Raw genomic sequence first — 18,458 nt, 5'->3', positions numbered from 1 at the left:
ACATTATTCGTTGAGGTTTAGATTTTATGGGTCACGCTGTTACTGAATTTTCGCCAGCAAAAATTGCCGTACTGACGGTTTCAGACACACGCACAGAAGAAAATGATACGTCTGGTCAGTTTCTGGTTGATGCGCTGAAAGAAGCGGGTCATACGCTGGCAGATAAAAAAATTGTGATTGATGACATTTATCAAATTCGTTCAATTGTTTCGCAGTGGATTGCTGATCAAAATGTTCAAGCGATTATGATCACTGGCGGTACGGGCTTTACCTCACGCGATAGCACCCCAGAAGCGATTAAACCGCTTTTCGATAAAGAAGTTGAAGGCTTTGGTGAGTTGTTCCGCGCGATTTCTTTCCAAGAAATCGGCACATCGACGATTCAATCTCGTGCGATTGCGGGTTTCGCGAACCACACGGTTATCTTCGGTATGCCAGGTTCTACGGGCGCTTGTCGCACGGGTTGGAATGGCATCATCAAACAGCAGTTAGATGCAAGCCACCGTCCATGTAACTTTATGCCGCACCTCGGTCAATAAGTCATGAGTCAGTTCACGCACATTAATGCGTCGGGCGAAGCCAATATGGTGGATGTGTCTGGTAAAGCGGAGACCGTCCGAGAAGCTCGCGCTGAAGCTTACATTGATATGGCACCAGAAACCCTTGAGCTTATTGTTTCAGGCCAACACCATAAAGGTGATGTGTTTGCGACGGCGCGTATCGCGGGGATTCAAGCTGCGAAACGTACTTGGGATTTGATTCCGTTGTGCCATCCTCTGATGCTTACCAAAGTGGAAGTGTCTCTCGAAGCGTTGCCTGAAACCTCACAAGTTCGTATCGAATCGCTTTGCAAACTCTCGGGTAAAACCGGTGTGGAGATGGAAGCGCTAACCGCAGCCTCTGTTGCAGCGCTGACGATTTACGATATGTGTAAAGCTGTGCAAAAAGACATGGTGATTGGACAGGTGCGTTTGCTGGAAAAGACAGGCGGAAAGTCTGGTCACTTTAAGGTGGAACAATGATCCAAGTGTTTTTCTTTGCTCAAGTGAAAGAACTTGTAGGCACAGCTTCAGTGACCCTTGATGCTGAGTTTTCTTCGGCAGAAGAGATTCGTCAGCACCTTGCGGCCAAAGGCGATAAATGGTCATTAGCGCTTGAGTCCGGAAAGTTGCTGGTGGCAATAAACCAAACCATTTCTGATTTGTCATCACCTGTCAGAGATGGGGATGAGGTTGCTTTCTTCCCACCTGTGACTGGGGGGTAGTCAATGATTTCAGTGCAGCATGATGATTTTTCAATAGCCGATGAATATCAGCGACTCAATGCCAGCGATAGCGACGGTGCTATCGTTACGTTTGTCGGTAAAGTTCGCGATATGAATTTGGGTGACAATGTCACGGGGTTGACGCTAGAACATTACCCGGGCATGACCGAAAAATCGCTCAACGACATTGTTGAGCAAGCAAACTCTCGCTGGCCTTTGACTTATGTGCGAGTTATTCACCGTGTAGGTGCACTGAACATTGGTGATCAGATAGTGTTTGTTGGTGTTACAAGCGCCCATCGCAACGCTGCGTTCGAAGCATGTGAGTTCATCATGGATTATTTAAAAACACAGGCTCCTTTTTGGAAGAAAGAACGCTTGAATGATAACGAACGTTGGGTGGAAGCGCGCGATAGCGATGATGCTGCTGCAAAACGTTGGTGAGTTCGGTTGGTAAGTTAGAAAGTTACGTAGAATCTGTTACAGGCTCGAATAAATAAAAAGGGATGCCGAGGCATCCCTTTTTGGTTCTATTCTCTGTGTCGCGATGGCCTCTCAATCAACTGCTAGTGAGAGGCTGGAGAATTATCCGCAGTTTGCTGCGCCTAACTCTTTCCATACACCCCATTGACCAGTAGTTCCTGGTACTTCATTGGTTGTCCACCACTTGGCTGAGTACTCTTTACCACCTTGAGTCACTACATCACCAGAGTTGTAAACCACACCTTCTTCCCATGCGTTAGCACAGACTGGGTCAGTCACGTCTTTTTGCACTGCAACTGTCGCTGATGCACTGTCTGCAAGCTTGCCATCAGACACGGTCACTGAGAACGTAAGGTTAGTGGTTGATGTGTAGCTATCTGCAACAAATGACAACGATGAGCCATTCACGGTTGCTTGAACTCCCGCAGGGATATCCCACGTGTAAGTCAGCGTGTCGTTATCTTTATCGCTTGAACCACTTGCGTCAACTAACACCATGTCGCCTGCTTTCGCAGTGGCTGGCGCGCTGATAGCGGCTACTGGCGCAGTGTTTGTTGGCTCAGTTCCACCTTGTTTCTTCGCAATCACTGTCACGGTATCAACAGAGGTAGCACCTTTGTTGTCAGTGATGGTTAGTGAGAATACAAACTGAGTATCAACGGTTACTGCTGGAATATCAGCAGAAGCGGATACTGCATTCGCATTAGTCAGTGCAACCGATGGACCGCCAGTTTGCTTCCAGCTGTAAGCGACAACTTGACCATCAGTATCTTTTGATGCTGAACCGTCTAGTGACACCATGCTCGCTGCTTCAACCGTTACATCTGCACCAGCATTGGCGACAGGTGCTTTGTTGCGTGGTGGCTGTGTGCCATTGGTAGCAAGTGACTCTTGCATTGCATTGAGGATATCGCCGTTGTCCGCATCAATCTCCCAAGCAAATAGACCTGCAAAGTTGTTTTGACGAACATACGCACCTTTCGCCATGACAGAGCGTTTGTTGTCGTAAGTGACTAGGTCACCGTTTGATGGGTCCCAAGCCCAAGGAGCTTCAGCTTGTTCGTCATAACCTAGAACGACACCCGATTTGTTCTCGTAGTCAGACACGACATCTTTATAGTCGATGACGCCTGCTTCCCAAGAACCCGCGATTTTGCCATTACCTACGCCCGTCATCGGGTTAGTTGGATCAGACATGCTTGCTTCGGTTACACCCGTCCAGCCACGACCATACATCGCCGCACCAACAACCAGTTTCTGAGGTGGAACGCCCTTCTCTAGAAGAAGGTTAACGCCGTTTACTGTGGTGTAAGCTGGTCCTTTACGTGGTTTCCCTTCCGCGTCTAAGCCTTTACCCGCACACTCGTCTGCAGACATGTGGGTACCGCAATCCAACGCAGCTTGATGGCCGACGACGTTGTTCCAACCGCCATAGTAGTCGTATGTCATCGCAAAGATGTAATCCATGTATGGCACAGCGTCTACATAATTAACGTCTTCGATTTTGTCGTAACCAACGCCAACGGCTGAGGTCAACTCGTAGGTGCGGCCTGTGTCAGCAGACAATTCGTCCAGCATGGCGCGCAGTTCTTGCATCAATACGGCATAGGTATCACCGTCTTTTGCTGAGTCACCAAGGTTAGGGTTAGCGCCTGAACCGCCTGGGTATTCCCAGTCGATGTCTACACCATCGTAGAATTTCCACGTTTGTAGGAAACGCTTAACGGAAGCGACAAATTTGTCACGTTTAGTCTTATCACCAAACTCGTAGAACGGGTCAGAAAGCGTCCAGCCGCCAATCGATGGCAGGATTTTCAGATCAGGATAACGCTGCTTGAGCGCCATGATCTGGCCATAGGTACCTTTGTAAGACGAAGAGAATGATTGCCCAGACTGCGGGTGAGGCATTTGAACTGCAGCCCATGGGTCGTGAATAACAACTTCATAATCTGGTAAGCCTGCACACGCACGGTTTAGTGCTGCTAGAGGGCCGTCTTCCAAAGAAGGGTTGTTGCCACAAATAGGGACGAAGCCATAGATTATGTGTGTCAGGTTCTGAGCTGGGATTTTATCAACAGCAAATTTTCGGCCGTAAACGCCCCACTCAACAAAATAAGCACCAACAACGGTGTCTGCTGGTGTTGTGTAGTTGCCATTGTTAGGGTCAACATTCATTGGCAACGGATCAAGGTGACTACCGTCGGTGTCTGCCACAACAATTTGCTTTGGTGCACTTGGTGTACAAGCTTGCGCAGCACCAGTGCCACTACAAAGCTCAACAACCATGTCGTATTGACCGCCTTTAGCCACTTGCAGGATGGCTGATTCTTTTTGGCTTGCTGACGGTGTTACGCTTGCTTCATAAACGACTTCGCCATTTAGAAGCACACGCCATGATTCAGCAGGATCACCTGACCAACGGTCCCAAGAAACGGGAACTTCAGCAAAAGGTTTGACGGTAACTAGGTCTTTATATGCGGTGGCAGCGTCATTGACTTCAATGATGGCGAAATTTGTTTCGCCCCAACCAATGATCGGCGCGCCGGGTGCAGCTAGGGCTGGGGAGGATATCGCCCCTGCCACAGAGGCGGCAAGCAGCCCCTTAAGAAAAGCCGTTTTGTTCATCTTAATATACCTCGAAAATTTATTGCGAGAATTAACTATTCAGCGCATGAATATGGGTCAATCTTCGTTAACCCTGATTAGATAGTTGTTGTTAAAGCTAAGTAAGGCAAAATTAAGAAGAAATGTTTTAGAGGGATGAGGGAAATTTGAATAACATCTCCGTTACATTGCGGATATTTTTTCGACAGCAAGTCACAGAAATGGGTGCTTTTTATTTGCATTGAATTAAGTGACATGTCGATCAGTAGGAAATGTCGAGAAAATCGAGGCAAAAAAATAGCTTCTCAAGTGAGAAGCTATTTATTCAAGCGATAAACTGCGTTTCAACGGTTGCCTTTTGCTTTTTCGTCATCAGCGGATTTTTTCTTTCCAGCTGGGATAAAGCCATGTCGAACACGAGAGCACAGAGGTCTAGAGTGTGAGCTAGCGGGTCTCATTATTGATCGTCTCTTTTCTATTATTTGTTAAAACTTATATAGGTTGTTGCTGCTGCACCTCAATGCCGAAAAACAACGAATCGTTACATCGGTACAGAGACATAGTGCGCAACATTTAAGACTTTAACAATTGAATATGAGTCACAGCGGGAACTTTTTCGAATAAATTCTAAACAGGATTTTTTTTATTCCAATTGGTTATTAAAACGACAAAGCGATTTTAATTACTTGTTTTGTTGAGGAAAGAGCAATAGGGACTGCCGAAGTTCTCATTGTGTCAAAACTGCGTCTGGTATGCAGTTATGCTTTGCTACACTTTTAATGTTAGAAAAATGCACACGCAGTATCTGTGCCTGAGCGGTAACCATCAATCAGGAGGATTACAATGGGACACAAGCGCATTAGTAACAAAAAGATCCAGCAAATGTTGCACGATATCATGCCAGAAGACGAACAAAAGTCGAAAGATGATGCCCTCGTTGAAGGAAAAGCATCGAAAGGTAACGATCAGACACCGCTGAAACTTGATGACGAGCAGAAGTAGCTTTTTATAGAAATTTTGCGAATCACGAAAAACAATTATCGTACCGAAGCCAGTAGCAAATCCTACTGGCTTTTTTATCCTCTGTAGTCAGTCCCCCGACTCGCTCATTTTATTATCATTATCTGACCGTTGGCACGTTGAGAGTACCAAGGAAATCATCACTCATTTCGTCACGTATGATTGCGAAAGATCAAGACTGAGCCAATGAGATACCCATTACAATATAGTGGTTATTTATGCACAAATAGTGAAAATTGATTCGGGTTTATATGTTTTAATTGTTACCAAATATGGATTTATATCGTGAAATTTACCGATAACATCAAATTATTCTGCTTATAAATTGTCCTTTATGGGTGATTCCTGCAATTTTATACTTTCATAAGCCTTAACGTTGAAGTATCCGTTCAATCACACGCATAGAGTTAGTGTAATGTGCTACTTATTGTCTCTACGTTGGTTTTATGTGACTTTTTTTGTCGATTTTGTGGCAAAATACTTTGATGCTTGGTAATGTTCCAAGCAATTCTCCGTCGTCCACTGAATTATTTAGGTGAAACGCAACTTAGTTTTCGTCTCGATTTAAGCGTGTCGGAGAGTGTCATGGATGCAAGCAAAGGATAAATTGGAGTATCTGCATGTATAAGAACAAAATCACTCAGGCGCTACTTTTAGGCGCAGGTATGGCAGTAGCAACAACGTCACTTTCAGCGGTAGCAGCGGATGTGCCTGCTGACGTTAAACTGGCACCCGTTCAAGAGCTTGTTCGAGGAAACGGCACGGAAGTCGCTTCGCTTGACCCTCATAAAACGGAAGGCGTACCTGAATCTCATGTTCTTCGTGACCTAATGGAAGGTCTCGTGATTCAAGATGCCGAAGGTTCAACATCACCTGGTATCGCAGAGTCATGGTCTACTGAAGACAACCAAACCTTCACATTTAAAATCCGCAAAGACGCTAAGTGGTCAAATGGAGACCCAGTTACTGCGCACGATTTTGAATTCAGCTTTAAGCGCGTTGTTGATCCAACAACAGCATCTCCATACTCGTGGTATATCGAAAAAACTCAGATGAAGGGTGCGAAAGATATTATTGCGGGGAACAAGCCAGTTGATGAGCTGGGCGTGAAAGCGATTGATGACCAAACGCTGGTTATTGAAACCGAAGTTCCACTTCCTTTCTTTGTGAAAATGCTCGCCCACACCACCATGTATCCAGTGCATAAAGCGACGGTTGAAAAGCATGGTAACTCATGGACCAAGCCTGAAAATTATGTAAGTAACGGCGCATATACGTTATCAGATTGGATCGTTAACGAAAAAATTGTTCTAGAGCGTAACGAGCAGTACTGGGATAACGACAGCACAGTTATCAACAAAGTAACCTTCCTGCCAATCGAAAACCAGAATGCGGAAATGAACCGTTTCCTATCTGGTGAAATTCACATGACGGATGAAATTCCAAACGAACAGTTCCGTCGTTTGAAGAAAGATTATTCTGAAACCGTCGCAATTTCTCCGTACCTATGTACTTACTACTACGGCTTCAATACGCAGAAAGCACCATTTAATGATGTGCGTGTTCGCCAAGCACTGTCTTACTCGATTGACCGCGACATTGTCGCAGGCGCAATTTGGGGACAGGGCCAAACACCAGCATATGCTTTGACTCACAGCGGTATCACTGGGTTTTCACCAGACCAACCTGAGTACGCGACGTTGTCACAAAAAGAACGTGTACAAGAAGCGAAAAAACTTCTAGAAGCTGCAGGTTTTGGTGCGGGCAATCCTCTTGATTTCACCCTGCTTTACAACACCAGTGAAAACCACAAGAAAACGGCAGTTGCCATCCAATCAATGTGGAAAAAATCGCTGGGCAACTATGTTGATGTGACGCTGGAAAACCAAGAGTGGAAAACCTACTTGGACAACAGCAAGCAAGGCAACTTTGATGTACGCCGTGCAGGTTGGTGTGCGGATTACAATGAAGCGTCTGCATTCCTTGCAATTGCAAAAACGGGTAATGGCAACAATGACCAGAAATACTCAAGCCCGGTATATGACAAGGCGATGGATGACGCGATGACGGTGGCTAAGTCAGAAGCAGAACGCAATGCATTCTATGCGATTGCAGAAGCTGAACTGGCGAAAGATATGCCTATCGCACCTATCTTCCAATACGTGAAAGCGCGTCAGGTTCAGCCAAACGTTGGTGGTTACCCTGAGAAAAACCCGCAAGACAGTCTCTACTCGAAAGACATGTACATCATTGCAGAATAATTAAAAAGTAGTTTCATGCGTCTGCAGTGAACTGCAGACGCATGCTTTTTTGAACATAAGTAGGATGCTTTATGTTTCGATTGATTTTTACTCGTATTTTGGAAGCGATACCAACGTTGTTGGTGTTGATTACGATTTCATTTTTCTTGATGCGCTTCGCTCCAGGAAATCCATTCACATCAGAAAAACCATTGCCCCCAGAAGTCATGCAAAACATCAATGCCAAGTATGGTTTTGATAAGCCGCTTTCAGAGCAATACACCACTTACCTTGGCAACGTGCTTCAAGGCGATTTTGGCCCATCATTTAAATATAAAGATTATACGGTCAATGAATTGGTTGGGACTGCGCTACCCGTTTCTGCGAAGGTAGGATTCTTCGCGTTTATTCTGACTGTCGTGGTTGGGGTAACGATAGGTACGATAGCGGCACTGCGGCAAAATACGTGGGTCGATTATGTCATTATGTCCACATCGATGTTCGGGGTTGTTCTGCCTTCATTCGTGCTTGCCCCAGTACTGATTTATATCTTCTCAATTGGACTAGGTTGGTTCCCTGCTGGTGGTTGGAACGGCGGTGCAATCCAATACATGATTTTGCCGATAGTGGCGATGTCATTCCTCTATATTGCGACTTTTGCGCGTATTACTCGCGGAAGCATGATTGAAACCTTAAACAGCAACTTTATCCGTACCGCAAAAGCGAAAGGCTTAGGCATGAGTTACATCGTGGTCAAGCACGCGTTGCGTCCTGCTTTGCTACCCGTTGTTTCTTACATGGGTCCAGCATTTGTGGGCATCATTACCGGTTCTGTTGTTATCGAAACCATCTTTGGTTTACCCGGTATAGGGAAGCTGTTTGTGAACGCTGCGTTTAACCGAGACTATTCACTGGTCATGGGTATCACCATCTTAATGGGTGCGCTGTTCATTATCTTTAACGCCATTGTTGATATTTTGTTGGCGTGGTTAGATCCAAAGATTCGTTATTGAGGTTTAGATTATGCTATTGAAAAGAGAAGAAAATAACGAAGCTCTCGACAATTTCTCTGCGCAACTGGAAGTAGAAGGAAGAAGCCTTTGGCAGGATGCGCGTATTCGATTCATGCGAAACAAAGCGGCAATGACCAGCTTGTTTATTCTGGTGTGCATTACGGCATGGGTCATTGTGGGACCATTCTTTGCGACATACGCTTTTGATGATACGGACTGGTATGCAATGCATGCTGCACCTTCACTGGGTGCGGAAGGGCATATCTTTGGAACGGATGCATTGGGACGTGACTTATATGTTCGTACTTTGATCGGTGGTCAAATCTCGCTGATGGTTGGCTTGATGGGGGCGTTGGTTGCTGTGCTGATTGGTACGGTCTATGGTGCGACATCGGGTTACATTGGTGGCAGAACTGACCGCGTGATGATGCGTGCTCTGGAAATCCTGAATGCTATCCCGTTCATGTTCCTAGTGATCGTTTTAGTGACATTCTTTGGTCGAAATATATTCCTGATATTTGTCGCAATTGGTGCAATCGCTTGGCTCGATATGGCTCGAATTGTCCGTGGTCAGACACTGAGCCTGCGAAACAAAGAGTTTATTGAAGCGGCGCACGTTAGTGGCGTAAGTACAAAGAACATCATCCTTCGTCATATCATTCCGAACGTGCTAGGTATCGTTGCTGTTTACTCAACGCTGCTTATTCCAAGCATGATTTTGATTGAGTCATTCTTGAGCTTCTTGGGATTAGGCGTACAAGAGCCGATGACCAGTTGGGGCGCTTTGCTTCAAGAAGGTTCGCAGACGATGGAAGTGGCTATTTGGCAGTTAACCTTCCCAACCTTGTTCATGGTAACCACCTTGTTGTGCTTCAACTATGTGGGTGATGGTCTTCGTGACGCGTTGGATCCTAAGGATCGATAAGGAGGAAGTATGAGCCTATTAGATGTTAAAGATCTGCGCGTAGAGTTTAAAACCCAAGATGGTTTTGTCACCGCAGTGAATGATTTGAATTTTTCTCTTGAGCGTGGTGAAACGCTGGGTATTGTCGGAGAGTCAGGTTCAGGCAAGAGCCAAACCGTGTTTGCTATCATGGGGCTGCTTGCGAAAAATGGTGTGATTAAAGGCAGTGCTAAATTCGAAGGGAATGAAATTCTCAACTTGCCTGAGAAAGCGCTGAATAAGATTCGTGCTGAACAGATTGCGATGATTTTCCAAGACCCAATGACGTCGCTGAATCCGTTCATGAAAGTCAGTGACCAGTTGATGGAAGTGCTTATGCTGCACAAAGGCATGAGTAAAGCGGAAGCGTTTGAAGAATCCGTTCGCATGCTGGAAGCGGTGAAAATCCCAGAAGCACGCAAGCGAATCACTATGTATCCCCATGAGTTCTCGGGGGGTATGCGTCAACGTGTGATGATCGCTATGGCATTGTTGTGTCGTCCCAAGCTATTGATTGCTGACGAACCCACGACAGCACTAGATGTGACAGTACAAGCACAGATCATGGAACTCTTGAATGAACTTAAGTCAGAGTTCAACACGTCCATCATTATGATCACCCATGACCTCGGTGTGGTTGCCGGTTCGTGTGACAAAGTACTGGTGATGTATGCAGGACGCACCATGGAATATGGCAAGGTAGACGAGATTTTCTATACGCCTAGCCACCCGTACACGGAAGGACTCATCAAAGCGATCCCACGTTTGGATGTGGAAGGCGATGTATTGCCTACCATTCCGGGTAATCCGCCAAACCTAATGAAACTGCCACCAGGTTGTCCTTACCAAGACCGCTGTCACCGTGTGACCGATCGTTGTAAAACTGAATCACCGATATTGACGCCTTATGAAAATGGCCGTCTTCGTGCGTGTTTTTCTGATGTAGGAGCTTGGTAATGAGTGCTGTAGAAAAAAAGCTTCTGCTTGATATCAAAGATCTAAAAGTTCACTTCAATATTGCCGCCAAATCTCCGTGGCCTTGGGCTAAACCAGCCGTATTGAAAGCCGTTGATGGCGTCAATATCAAACTATATGAAGGTGAAACGCTGGGCGTCGTGGGCGAGTCGGGTTGTGGTAAATCCACCTTTGCTCGTGCTGTGATTGGCTTGGTCGAAGCGACAGAAGGTGAAGTGGTTTGGCTAGGGCAAGATCTGACCAAACTCGGCGGAAATGATTTGCGTGAAAAACGCAAAGAAATTCAAATGATTTTCCAAGATCCGTTGGCATCGTTGAACCCGCGTATGACCGTCGGTGACATCATTGCTGAGCCATTAAAGACCTTCTATCCTGAGCTATCTAAAGATGAAGTGAAGGCGCAAGTCCAAGCCATGATGACGCGTGTGGGTTTGTTGCCTAACGTGATTAACCGCTATCCGCATGAGTTCTCTGGCGGACAGTGTCAGCGTATTGGTATTGCGCGCGCACTTATCTTAAAACCTAAGTTGGTTATTTGTGATGAGCCGGTGTCGGCACTTGATGTGTCAATTCAAGCGCAGGTTGTGAATCTGCTGAAAGAACTGCAACAAGAAATGGGCTTGAGCCTGATTTTCATTGCGCATGACTTGTCTGTGGTGAAACACATTTCTGACCGCGTATTGGTCATGTACCTGGGTAATGCGGTTGAGTTGGCAGAAGGTAAGTCGTTGTTTAGCGACCCTCAGCACCCTTATACACGCGCACTTATGTCTGCGGTTCCTATTCCGGATCCTATCAAAGAGCGGAACAAGAAAATTCAAATGTTGGAAGGCGAGTTGCCATCACCGATGAACCCGCCGTCGGGCTGCGTGTTCCGCACCCGTTGCCCTCAAGCTACGGAAACATGTGCCCAGAAACGACCAACATTGCTAGGTTCGGATGTTCATGCGGTATCTTGCTTGCAGGTTCACTTGTAGACACGAACACCGATAAAGTGACACTCAGCGAGTCATAGCAGTTCGTCAAAGACAAAAAAGCCTTCCGCATGGAAGGCTTTTTCTTAGGTGTTTTTTCTGTACGACATTCAGGCTTAGGCCTGTGGGTACCAGTAACCTTGGTTGCACAGGCTCAGCAGGAGTGCCAGCAACGCAGGATTTGACGCAATGTCTCCAAGGTCTTCGCCAGAGAATGCTTCTTGGTCACAAAGTACGCGTGCAGCGGCCTCGCAGCCTTCAGGCAGTTCAATGGACTCGCCGTTCAGGAAAATCACCGACAGGTCGTCTTCATGGTATAGCGCTTTTAGGCCAGAAACCTTTTCAAGCACCAAGTTTTCATCCATGAATTGGAATAGCTCATCCGCAGCCCATGGTGGCTCTGCAGGCATAATATCGAGTTCATGGCGCGACTGGCTCAGTTGCTCGCCCATCCAGCGTGATTTGGCTTTCGGGTCGTTCAACAGCTTCATCAGCATGTTGTTCAACGCGTCAAATTCAGCGGTTGGGATCATGCCGTGTTCATCGCGAGTTTGCAGGTTGGGATCGTAGTAGTGAATATCACCCAACTCGTTGGTCAGCACGTAGTCTGCAAAGCCGCTTAGAAGCTCTAGCTTCTTCGGCGAACGGTAACCAATTGAGTAACTCATGGATACATCGATGGTGTTCCCTTCGTGTGGGAAACCTGGTGGGATATACAGAATATCGCCCGGCTCTAGCACTTCATCAATGATAGGGTCGAAGCCTTCAATTTGACGTAAACCTGTGTGGTGGTTAGCGTCTTTGTATTCGCCTTTGTCGCCCACGCGCCAGCGACGTTTGCCCATACCTTGAATGATGAACACATCGTATTGATCGATGTGTGGACCTACGCCGCCATTGGGCATAGATAAACAGATCATCACGTCGTCAAACAACCAGTTTGGCAACACACGGAAGGGTTCTGCCAATTCACGTAACCCTGGGTGCCAGTGGTTCGCCGCTTGAATGATCAGTTGAGAGTGGGTGTCTGGGAAGTCATCGAAATTCTCAAAAGGGCCGTGCTGGGCTTGCCAGTTGCCATCGAGGTTCGTCACAAAGCGTGAATCGATTTCTTCTTCCATCGCCAATCCAGCCAACTCGTCTGGCGTGATTGGGTCATCAAACTCAACGAAACCGTTGCGAATGATGGTTGGCTTTTTATGCCAGTGTGTTGATAGGAACGCGTTTAGATCGAAATTTAACTGATACATAAGGGTGTGCAGTTTTCTAAGAATGGGCTCAAGTATATACCCAAACAACCTGAAGATGCAGGATTCAGGTTGATTGGGTATATACCCAAGCATGGTGAATATGCAGAGACGCGAGAGAAATAAAAAGCCCGGCAGAACCGGGCTTCAATCAATCTGCGCGCAGTGGCAGAAAGAACAATCGCTTACAGCTGATCGGTCAGCTTAATCGCATCGCCGATGTAGTTTGCTGGGGTCATTTGCTTCAGACGTACTTTCTCGTCTTCAGGAAGATCCAGACCATCGATGAATGCACGCATGCCTTCGCCGTCTACACGCTTACCGCGTGTTAGCTCTTTCAGCTTCTCGTATGGCTTCTCGATACCGTAACGACGCATCACAGTTTGTACTGGCTCTGCCAATACTTCCCAGTTTCTGTCGAGTTCCGCTTCAAGCGCAGCTTGGTTAACTTCCAGCTTGCTGATGCCTTTTAGGGTCGAGGTGTATGCAATGATTGCGTAACCTACGCCAACGCCAAGGTTACGAAGTACCGTTGAGTCAGTCAGGTCACGCTGCCAGCGAGAAATTGGCAGTTTTTGCGCCAAGTGGCCAAATACTGCGTTCGCTAGACCTAGGTTGCCTTCTGAGTTTTCGAAATCGATTGGGTTGACTTTGTGCGGCATGGTTGAAGAACCAATTTCGCCAGCAATGGTTTTTTGCTTGAAGTGACCCAGTGCGATGTAGCCCCACACATCACGATCGAAGTCGATCAAGATGGTGTTGAAACGTGCAACTGCATCGAACAATTCTGCGATGTAATCATGCGGTTCGATTTGCGTTGTGTAAGGGTTCCACGTTACGCCAAGCGATTCAGTGATGAACTCTTCACTGAAACCATGCCAATCCACTTCTGGGTAAGCAGAGATGTGTGCGTTGTAGTTACCGACAGCGCCGTTGATTTTCGCAAGGATTTCAACGTTTTCGATTTGCTTGTACTGACGTTCCATGCGGTATGCAACGTTAGCCATCTCTTTACCCATGGTAGAAGGAGAGGCTGGTTGACCGTGTGTACGAGACAGAAGAGGCACTTCGCGATATTCAACAGCCAGTGCTTTGATCGCATCAATTACGTTGCGAATTTCTGGCAGAATCACTTCATCACGAGCTTCTTTAAGCATCAATGCGTGTGAGGTGTTGTTGATGTCTTCTGAAGTACATGCAAAGTGGATGAACTCGTTAACCGCGTTCAACTCGGCATTGCCAGCGACTTTTTCTTTCAGGAAATACTCAACCGCTTTAACGTCGTGGTTGGTGGTGCGCTCGATGTCTTTGATGCGTTGTGCATCAGCTTCGCTGAACTCAGCAGCGATTTGGTCTAAAAGCGCGTTTGCTTCTGCGCTGAACGCAGGTACTTCCTTGATAGCATCTGTTGCTGCCAGTTTTTGCAACCAACGAACTTCTACGATTGTGCGGTACTTCAATAAGCCAAACTCACTGAAGATTGAACGCAACGCAATCGTTTTCGTTCCGTAACGGCCATCCACCGGTGAAACAGCTGTCAGTGCTGACAGTTCCATGGTCTCTCTCCTGAATTATTATTACGAATTTCGGGCTAAGATGATTTTGGCCTGCTCAATCATTTGTTTGCGGCCAAAGATAAGATGACGGCGCTTGCCGCCAACCTGACGCCAAAGCACAGCGCTGCGGATCCCGGAAAGCAGCAATGCTCTCACGCGATGTTGAACGCCAGTTTGCTGCAGTTGGGCTGGGTTGCCAGTCACTTGAATACGCGGGCCCAATGGGCTAATCGTGTCCAAATAAACACTGGCAAGGTTGCTTATCATTTGTTCATCAAGCAGGTCAAAGTGTTGCACTTGGCGCTGGACGGTCTCTAAGCGGTCTCCCAATTGCGCGAGGCTATCGCGGCGACCAGAGAGTTTGCGTTCCAACGCAAGTAAGTTGATAAGGTAACGAGTCAGCTCACTGCCACCGGGACTGTTGTCCAGTTCACCAATGAGCGTATTCAAACCCACTGTGAGGCTTTCTTCGTTGCCGAAAACCTCCAGTGTAGAAGCGGGGTTAGTGACGATAATACTCTTCAAACTGGCGCTCAGTGCGTCGGCATCACAGGTACCTGTGCGCGACACTTCCTGCACTAATTTGACGGATTGACAGATACTTGCGAACGCGATTGTTCGATCAAATAAAGTATTAGCCACTGACGATTGCTCCTTAAATTCGCTGCTCGATGATGCCGCCACCTAGGCAAACATCACCGGAATAAAATACCGCGGATTGACCAGGCGTTACCGCTGCTTGCGGTTCATCAAAGATAACTTTGATCTGGTCTCCATCAATGGGCTCGATGGTACATGATATGTCTTGTTGGCGGTATCGTGTTTTTACGGTGCACTTCAATGGTTCGGTAATCACTTTACGATCGACCCAATGCAGCTGAGCCGCTACCAGTCCTTTTGAAAATAGACGTGGGTGATCATGGCCTTGAGCAACAATCAACACATTGCGTTCAACATCTTTGTCGACCACATACCAAGCAGCTTCTAGGCCGCCACCGCCTTTTTGACCACCAATGTGAAGGCCTTTGCGCTGGCCTAACGTGTGGTACATCAAACCTTGGTGTTCACCAATGGCTTGACCTTCAGTGGTTTCAATCACACCCGGCTGTGCGGGTAGATATTTTGATAAGAAGTCGGTGAATTTACGCTCGCCAATGAAGCAAATACCCGTCGAGTCTTTCTTCTTAGCAGTGATCAGACCTTGTTCTTCCGCAATGCGGCGAACTTCAGGCTTTTCCAATTCCCCTACCGGGAACAGGCTGCGCGCAACTTGCTCATGGCTCAAGGTATAAAGGAAGTAGCTTTGGTCTTTGTTGTTATCAACGCCACGCAACATTTGCACAGCTTCGCCTTCCTGTGTCGGGAAGGAGCGACGAACGTAGTGACCCATTGCAATGTAATCTGCTTCTAGCACTTCGTCGGCAAATTCCAAGAAGGCTTTGAACTTGATTTCTTTGTTGCAAAGGATGTCGGGGTTTGGAGTGCGCCCTGCCTTGTATTCGGTCAGGAAGTGCTCAAAGACGTTATCCCAGTATTCAGCTGCAAAGTTAATGGTGTGCATCTCAATACCAAGCTTGTCACAAACGGCTTGTGCATCGGCCAGATCTTCCGCTGCCGAACAGTACTCGTCGTTGTCGTCTTCTTCCCAGTTTTTCATGAAAAGGCCTTCTACCTGATAGCCTTGTTGCTTCAGTAAATAGGCGGACACTGAGGAGTCGACGCCGCCGGACATACCGACAATAACTTTTTTGCTGCTGTTATCTGACATGACGAAATTTCTAGCTCCAATTAAATCGGTGGCAGAGTTTACCAGAATCCTTTGCGCTGTTACAGATGAGAACTCAATCACATTTTCATTGTTTTTGGGGCGGTGAAACCTCTTTCCATTCACCCGGTTGCAGTCCTTCTACCGTCCAACCCGCCATTTGATATCGCACTAGGCGTAAGGTTGGGTGACCGATCGCTGCAGTCATGCGGCGAACTTGACGATTTCGGCCTTCCTCAAGCGTGATAGCTAACCACGTGGTTGGCACTGAAGGACGATGACGAATCGGCGGGTTTCGTTCCCACAGTTCCGGCTCCTCCATGATTTCCACACCAGCAGGTAGCGTCCAGCCGTCATTAAGTTCTACGCCTTCACGGAGCTGTTTGACGGCTTCGACGGAAGGAATGCCTTCTACTTGCACCCAATAGACTTTGGGTGACTTGGATTTAGGTTGGGTGAGGCGAGCTTGTAAGATGCCGTCATTCGTCAACACAAGCAGCCCTTCGCTGTCTTTGTCTAATCGGCCAGCCGCATACACATCTTTGACAGGAATAAAGTCTGCCAAGGTTGAATCATTAGGCTCTCCGGTGAACTGTGTCAGCGTGTTGAAAGGTTTATTGAATATGATGACTTTGGTCGGCCCTTTAGGCTTTGCAGGTTTATCGGTCCGGCGGCGTGAAGTGCGTCGGAAATTAGGGTTTGAAGCGGGCTTAGTCACGCTTCTTTTCGATGTAGTTTTAAACGTCATGGAGTACTGTCAATCAGGTCTGGTTACAAATGAGACCTTGGTATTATACATGGAATAATGTGATTGGCGTGTTGCGGGAATTGCAGTATTCTTTTGCTCGCATGTTATACCAAGCAGAACAATTACCTGACGTGCTACATCAGATCATTGGCTCAATAATGATGTGGTGATTGTACAGAGGCACGACGGCAAATTGTTCTGTTTGGTGAGCGCTAAATAGAAAATGGACGCTAGGAGAATTAAATGGAAAGCAAAGTAGTCGTACCAGCAGGTGAGAAGATTGCAGTCGAAAACGGCAAGTTAGTCGTTCCTAACAATCCAATCATTCCTTACATTGAAGGTGACGGCATTGGTATTGATGTTAGCCCTGCAATGATCAACGTTGTTGATGCGGCAGTAGAAAAAGCTTACGGCGGTGACCGTAAGATCTCCTGGATGGAAATCTACACTGGTGAGAAGTCAACGCAGGTTTACGGTGAAGACCAGTGGCTGCCTACTGAAACACTAGATTTTATTCGTGAATACAAAGTATCAATCAAAGGCCCATTGACGACCCCTGTAGGCGGCGGTATTCGTTCACTGAACGTTGCATTGCGTCAAGAGCTTGACCTGTACATCTGTGCTCGCCCTGTTCGTTACTTTGCTGGTGTACCAAGCCCAGTGAAGCAACCAGAGCTGACTGACATGGTTATCTACCGTGAAAACTCAGAAGACATCTATGCAGGTGTTGAGTTTAAAGCCGGCACTGCTGAAGCTGACAAGGTCATCAAATTCCTGAAAGAAGAAATGGGTGCAACGAAAATCCGTTTTGACGAGGAATGTGGTATTGGTATCAAGCCTGTTTCTGAGCAAGGTACTAAGCGTCTTGTTCGTGCAGCAATCCAGTACACCATCGACAACGATCGTGATTCAATGACATTGGTTCACAAAGGCAACATCATGAAGTTCACCGAAGGTGCCTTCAAAGATTGGGGCTACGAAGTTGCTAAAGAAGAGTTTGGTGCAGAGTTGTTGGACGGTGGTCCATGGATGACGATGAAAAACCCAAACACTGGCAACGAGATCATCATCAAAGATGTGATTGCAGATGCGTTCCTACAGCAAATCCTTCTGCGCCCAGCAGAGTATGATGTGATTGCAACCATGAACCTAAACGGTGACTACGTATCTGATGCACTTGCTGCACAGGTTGGTGGTATCGGTATCGCACCGGGTGCAAACATCGGTGACGGCATTGCACTGTTTGAAGCAACGCACGGCACTGCACCTAAGTACGCAGGTCAGGACAAGGTTAACCCTGGTTCTTTGATTCTGTCTGCTGAAATGATGCTTCGCCACCTAGGTTGGACTGAAGCGGCAGACCTGATCATTTCTTCAATGGAAAAAGCGATCAGCAACAAGACTGTGACTTACGATTTCGAACGTCAAATGGACGGCGCGACACTACGTAAGTGTTCAGAGTTTGCACAAGACATGATTGACCAAATGTAATTTTTGGTGAGTTGATTAAAAACCCAGCTTCGGCTGGGTTTTTTTATGTCTATACCTCAGCAATCTGAACTCTATATCTTCTGGGAGCGTGGGGATATCAAGTGTGTCTTAATTAAACTCTCTTTGAGCATCGTG

At 46.9% G+C, this 18,458-nt stretch carries 17 protein-coding genes; 11 read left to right on the top strand and 6 right to left on the bottom strand.

What is annotated here, in order from left to right; genetic code table 11:
- Nucleotides 1-26 precede the first annotated feature (26 nt).
- The 4 genes from moaB to moaE are packed head-to-tail and all read left to right on the top strand — an operon-like array spanning nt 27 to nt 1,708.
- Entirely contained in the window at nt 27-539 is a 513-nt protein-coding gene (moaB, locus tag Q365_RS0107720; protein ID WP_028022801.1) for a molybdenum cofactor biosynthesis protein B, read from the top strand.
- Nucleotides 540-542: 3 nt separating this feature from the next.
- Nucleotides 543-1,022 carry a cyclic pyranopterin monophosphate synthase MoaC gene (gene moaC / locus Q365_RS0107715; RefSeq protein ID WP_028022800.1) on the top strand — a complete coding sequence of 160 codons (480 nt, stop codon included), beginning with the start codon at nt 543-545 and terminating at the stop codon, nt 1,020-1,022.
- Nucleotides 1,019-1,264, top strand: coding sequence for a molybdopterin synthase sulfur carrier subunit (gene moaD, locus Q365_RS0107710; protein WP_028022799.1), 246 nt, complete (start codon nt 1,019-1,021; stop codon nt 1,262-1,264). The genes moaC and moaD overlap by 4 nt, the downstream gene beginning before the upstream one ends.
- 3 nt (nt 1,265-1,267) lie before the next feature.
- Nucleotides 1,268-1,708 carry a molybdopterin synthase catalytic subunit MoaE gene (gene moaE / locus Q365_RS0107705; RefSeq protein WP_028022798.1) on the top strand — a complete coding sequence of 147 codons (441 nt, stop codon included), beginning with the start codon at nt 1,268-1,270 and terminating at the stop codon, nt 1,706-1,708.
- Nucleotides 1,709-1,849: 141 nt separating this feature from the next.
- On the opposite strand, the gene Q365_RS0107700 is transcribed toward moaE, so the two are convergent.
- Nucleotides 1,850-4,372 carry a glycosyl hydrolase family 18 protein gene (locus Q365_RS0107700; RefSeq protein ID WP_028022797.1) on the bottom strand — a complete coding sequence of 841 codons (2,523 nt, stop codon included), beginning with the start codon at nt 4,370-4,372 and terminating at the stop codon, nt 1,850-1,852.
- Between the two features lie 822 nt (nt 4,373-5,194).
- Between Q365_RS0107700 and Q365_RS26965 the strand changes: the two genes are divergently transcribed.
- From Q365_RS26965 to oppF, 6 genes are all read left to right on the top strand, one after another.
- On the top strand, nt 5,195-5,353 hold the full coding sequence (locus Q365_RS26965; protein WP_169737847.1) for a hypothetical protein: 159 nt from the start codon (nt 5,195-5,197) through the stop codon (nt 5,351-5,353).
- 638 nt (nt 5,354-5,991) lie between these two features.
- The gene (locus Q365_RS0107690; protein ID WP_028022796.1) at nt 5,992-7,632 is read left to right on the top strand and encodes an ABC transporter substrate-binding protein; all 1,641 of its coding nucleotides are present in this window, start codon (nt 5,992-5,994) and stop codon (nt 7,630-7,632) included.
- A 71-nt stretch (nt 7,633-7,703) separates the two neighbouring features.
- Nucleotides 7,704-8,624, top strand: a complete 921-nt coding sequence (oppB, locus tag Q365_RS0107685; protein WP_028022795.1) for an oligopeptide ABC transporter permease OppB — start codon at nt 7,704-7,706, stop codon at nt 8,622-8,624.
- 10 nt (nt 8,625-8,634) lie between these two features.
- Nucleotides 8,635-9,549, top strand: a complete 915-nt coding sequence (gene oppC / locus Q365_RS0107680) for an oligopeptide ABC transporter permease OppC (protein WP_028022794.1) — start codon at nt 8,635-8,637, stop codon at nt 9,547-9,549.
- Nucleotides 9,550-9,558: 9 nt separating this feature from the next.
- The gene (gene oppD, locus Q365_RS0107675) at nt 9,559-10,524 is read left to right on the top strand and encodes an ABC transporter ATP-binding protein (RefSeq protein ID WP_028022793.1); all 966 of its coding nucleotides are present in this window, start codon (nt 9,559-9,561) and stop codon (nt 10,522-10,524) included.
- A complete protein-coding gene (oppF, locus tag Q365_RS0107670; RefSeq protein WP_028022792.1) occupies nt 10,524-11,519 on the top strand; it encodes a murein tripeptide/oligopeptide ABC transporter ATP binding protein OppF in 996 nt (331 codons plus the stop codon). Before oppD ends, oppF begins: the two co-directional genes overlap by 1 nt.
- A gap of 113 nt (nt 11,520-11,632) precedes the next feature.
- On the opposite strand, the gene Q365_RS0107665 is transcribed toward oppF, so the two are convergent.
- The 5 genes from Q365_RS0107665 to Q365_RS0107645 form a co-directional block, all read right to left on the bottom strand.
- A complete protein-coding gene (locus Q365_RS0107665) occupies nt 11,633-12,766 on the bottom strand; it encodes a ribosomal protein uL16 3-hydroxylase (RefSeq protein WP_028022791.1) in 1,134 nt (377 codons plus the stop codon).
- A 182-nt stretch (nt 12,767-12,948) separates the two neighbouring features.
- Nucleotides 12,949-14,319, bottom strand: a complete 1,371-nt coding sequence (purB, locus tag Q365_RS0107660) for an adenylosuccinate lyase (protein ID WP_028022790.1) — start codon at nt 14,317-14,319, stop codon at nt 12,949-12,951.
- A 21-nt stretch (nt 14,320-14,340) separates the two neighbouring features.
- Nucleotides 14,341-14,961 (bottom strand): high frequency lysogenization protein HflD, encoded by a 621-nt coding sequence (gene hflD / locus Q365_RS0107655; RefSeq protein WP_028022789.1) that lies wholly within the window; start codon nt 14,959-14,961, stop codon nt 14,341-14,343.
- A 13-nt stretch (nt 14,962-14,974) separates the two neighbouring features.
- Nucleotides 14,975-16,087, bottom strand: a complete 1,113-nt coding sequence (gene mnmA, locus Q365_RS0107650; protein WP_028022788.1) for a tRNA 2-thiouridine(34) synthase MnmA — start codon at nt 16,085-16,087, stop codon at nt 14,975-14,977.
- Between the two features lie 85 nt (nt 16,088-16,172).
- Nucleotides 16,173-16,832, bottom strand: coding sequence for a pseudouridine synthase (locus Q365_RS0107645; RefSeq protein WP_028022787.1), 660 nt, complete (start codon nt 16,830-16,832; stop codon nt 16,173-16,175).
- Nucleotides 16,833-17,075: 243 nt separating this feature from the next.
- Between Q365_RS0107645 and icd the strand changes: the two genes are divergently transcribed.
- Nucleotides 17,076-18,323, top strand: a complete 1,248-nt coding sequence (icd, locus tag Q365_RS0107640) for an NADP-dependent isocitrate dehydrogenase (RefSeq protein WP_028022786.1) — start codon at nt 17,076-17,078, stop codon at nt 18,321-18,323.
- The last annotated feature ends 135 nt before the right edge of the window (nt 18,324-18,458 follow it).

The organism is Enterovibrio calviensis DSM 14347 (assembly GCF_000621165.1).
Lineage (GTDB): Bacteria > Pseudomonadota > Gammaproteobacteria > Enterobacterales > Vibrionaceae > Enterovibrio > Enterovibrio calviensis.
The sequence above is the reverse complement of the archived record's forward strand: the minus strand, read 5'-3'. Positions and strand labels throughout refer to the sequence as shown.

Bases quoted from the DNA above. Each gene is read 5' to 3' on its own strand.
- moaB (WP_028022801.1), top strand. From the start codon at position 27: ATGGGTCACGCTGTTACTGAATTTTCGCCAGCAAAAATTGCCGTACTG.
- moaC (WP_028022800.1), top strand. From the start codon at position 543: ATGAGTCAGTTCACGCACATTAATGCGTCGGGCGAAGCCAATATGGTG.
- moaD (WP_028022799.1), top strand. From the start codon at position 1,019: ATGATCCAAGTGTTTTTCTTTGCTCAAGTGAAAGAACTTGTAGGCACA.
- moaE (WP_028022798.1), top strand. From the start codon at position 1,268: ATGATTTCAGTGCAGCATGATGATTTTTCAATAGCCGATGAATATCAG.
- Q365_RS0107700 (WP_028022797.1), bottom strand. From the start codon at position 4,372: ATGAACAAAACGGCTTTTCTTAAGGGGCTGCTTGCCGCCTCTGTGGCA.
- Q365_RS26965 (WP_169737847.1), top strand. From the start codon at position 5,195: ATGGGACACAAGCGCATTAGTAACAAAAAGATCCAGCAAATGTTGCAC.
- Q365_RS0107690 (WP_028022796.1), top strand. From the start codon at position 5,992: ATGTATAAGAACAAAATCACTCAGGCGCTACTTTTAGGCGCAGGTATG.
- oppB (WP_028022795.1), top strand. From the start codon at position 7,704: ATGTTTCGATTGATTTTTACTCGTATTTTGGAAGCGATACCAACGTTG.
- oppC (WP_028022794.1), top strand. From the start codon at position 8,635: ATGCTATTGAAAAGAGAAGAAAATAACGAAGCTCTCGACAATTTCTCT.
- oppD (WP_028022793.1), top strand. From the start codon at position 9,559: ATGAGCCTATTAGATGTTAAAGATCTGCGCGTAGAGTTTAAAACCCAA.
- oppF (WP_028022792.1), top strand. From the start codon at position 10,524: ATGAGTGCTGTAGAAAAAAAGCTTCTGCTTGATATCAAAGATCTAAAA.
- Q365_RS0107665 (WP_028022791.1), bottom strand. From the start codon at position 12,766: ATGTATCAGTTAAATTTCGATCTAAACGCGTTCCTATCAACACACTGG.
- purB (WP_028022790.1), bottom strand. From the start codon at position 14,319: ATGGAACTGTCAGCACTGACAGCTGTTTCACCGGTGGATGGCCGTTAC.
- mnmA (WP_028022788.1), bottom strand. From the start codon at position 16,087: ATGTCAGATAACAGCAGCAAAAAAGTTATTGTCGGTATGTCCGGCGGC.
- Q365_RS0107645 (WP_028022787.1), bottom strand. From the start codon at position 16,832: ATGACGTTTAAAACTACATCGAAAAGAAGCGTGACTAAGCCCGCTTCA.
- icd (WP_028022786.1), top strand. From the start codon at position 17,076: ATGGAAAGCAAAGTAGTCGTACCAGCAGGTGAGAAGATTGCAGTCGAA.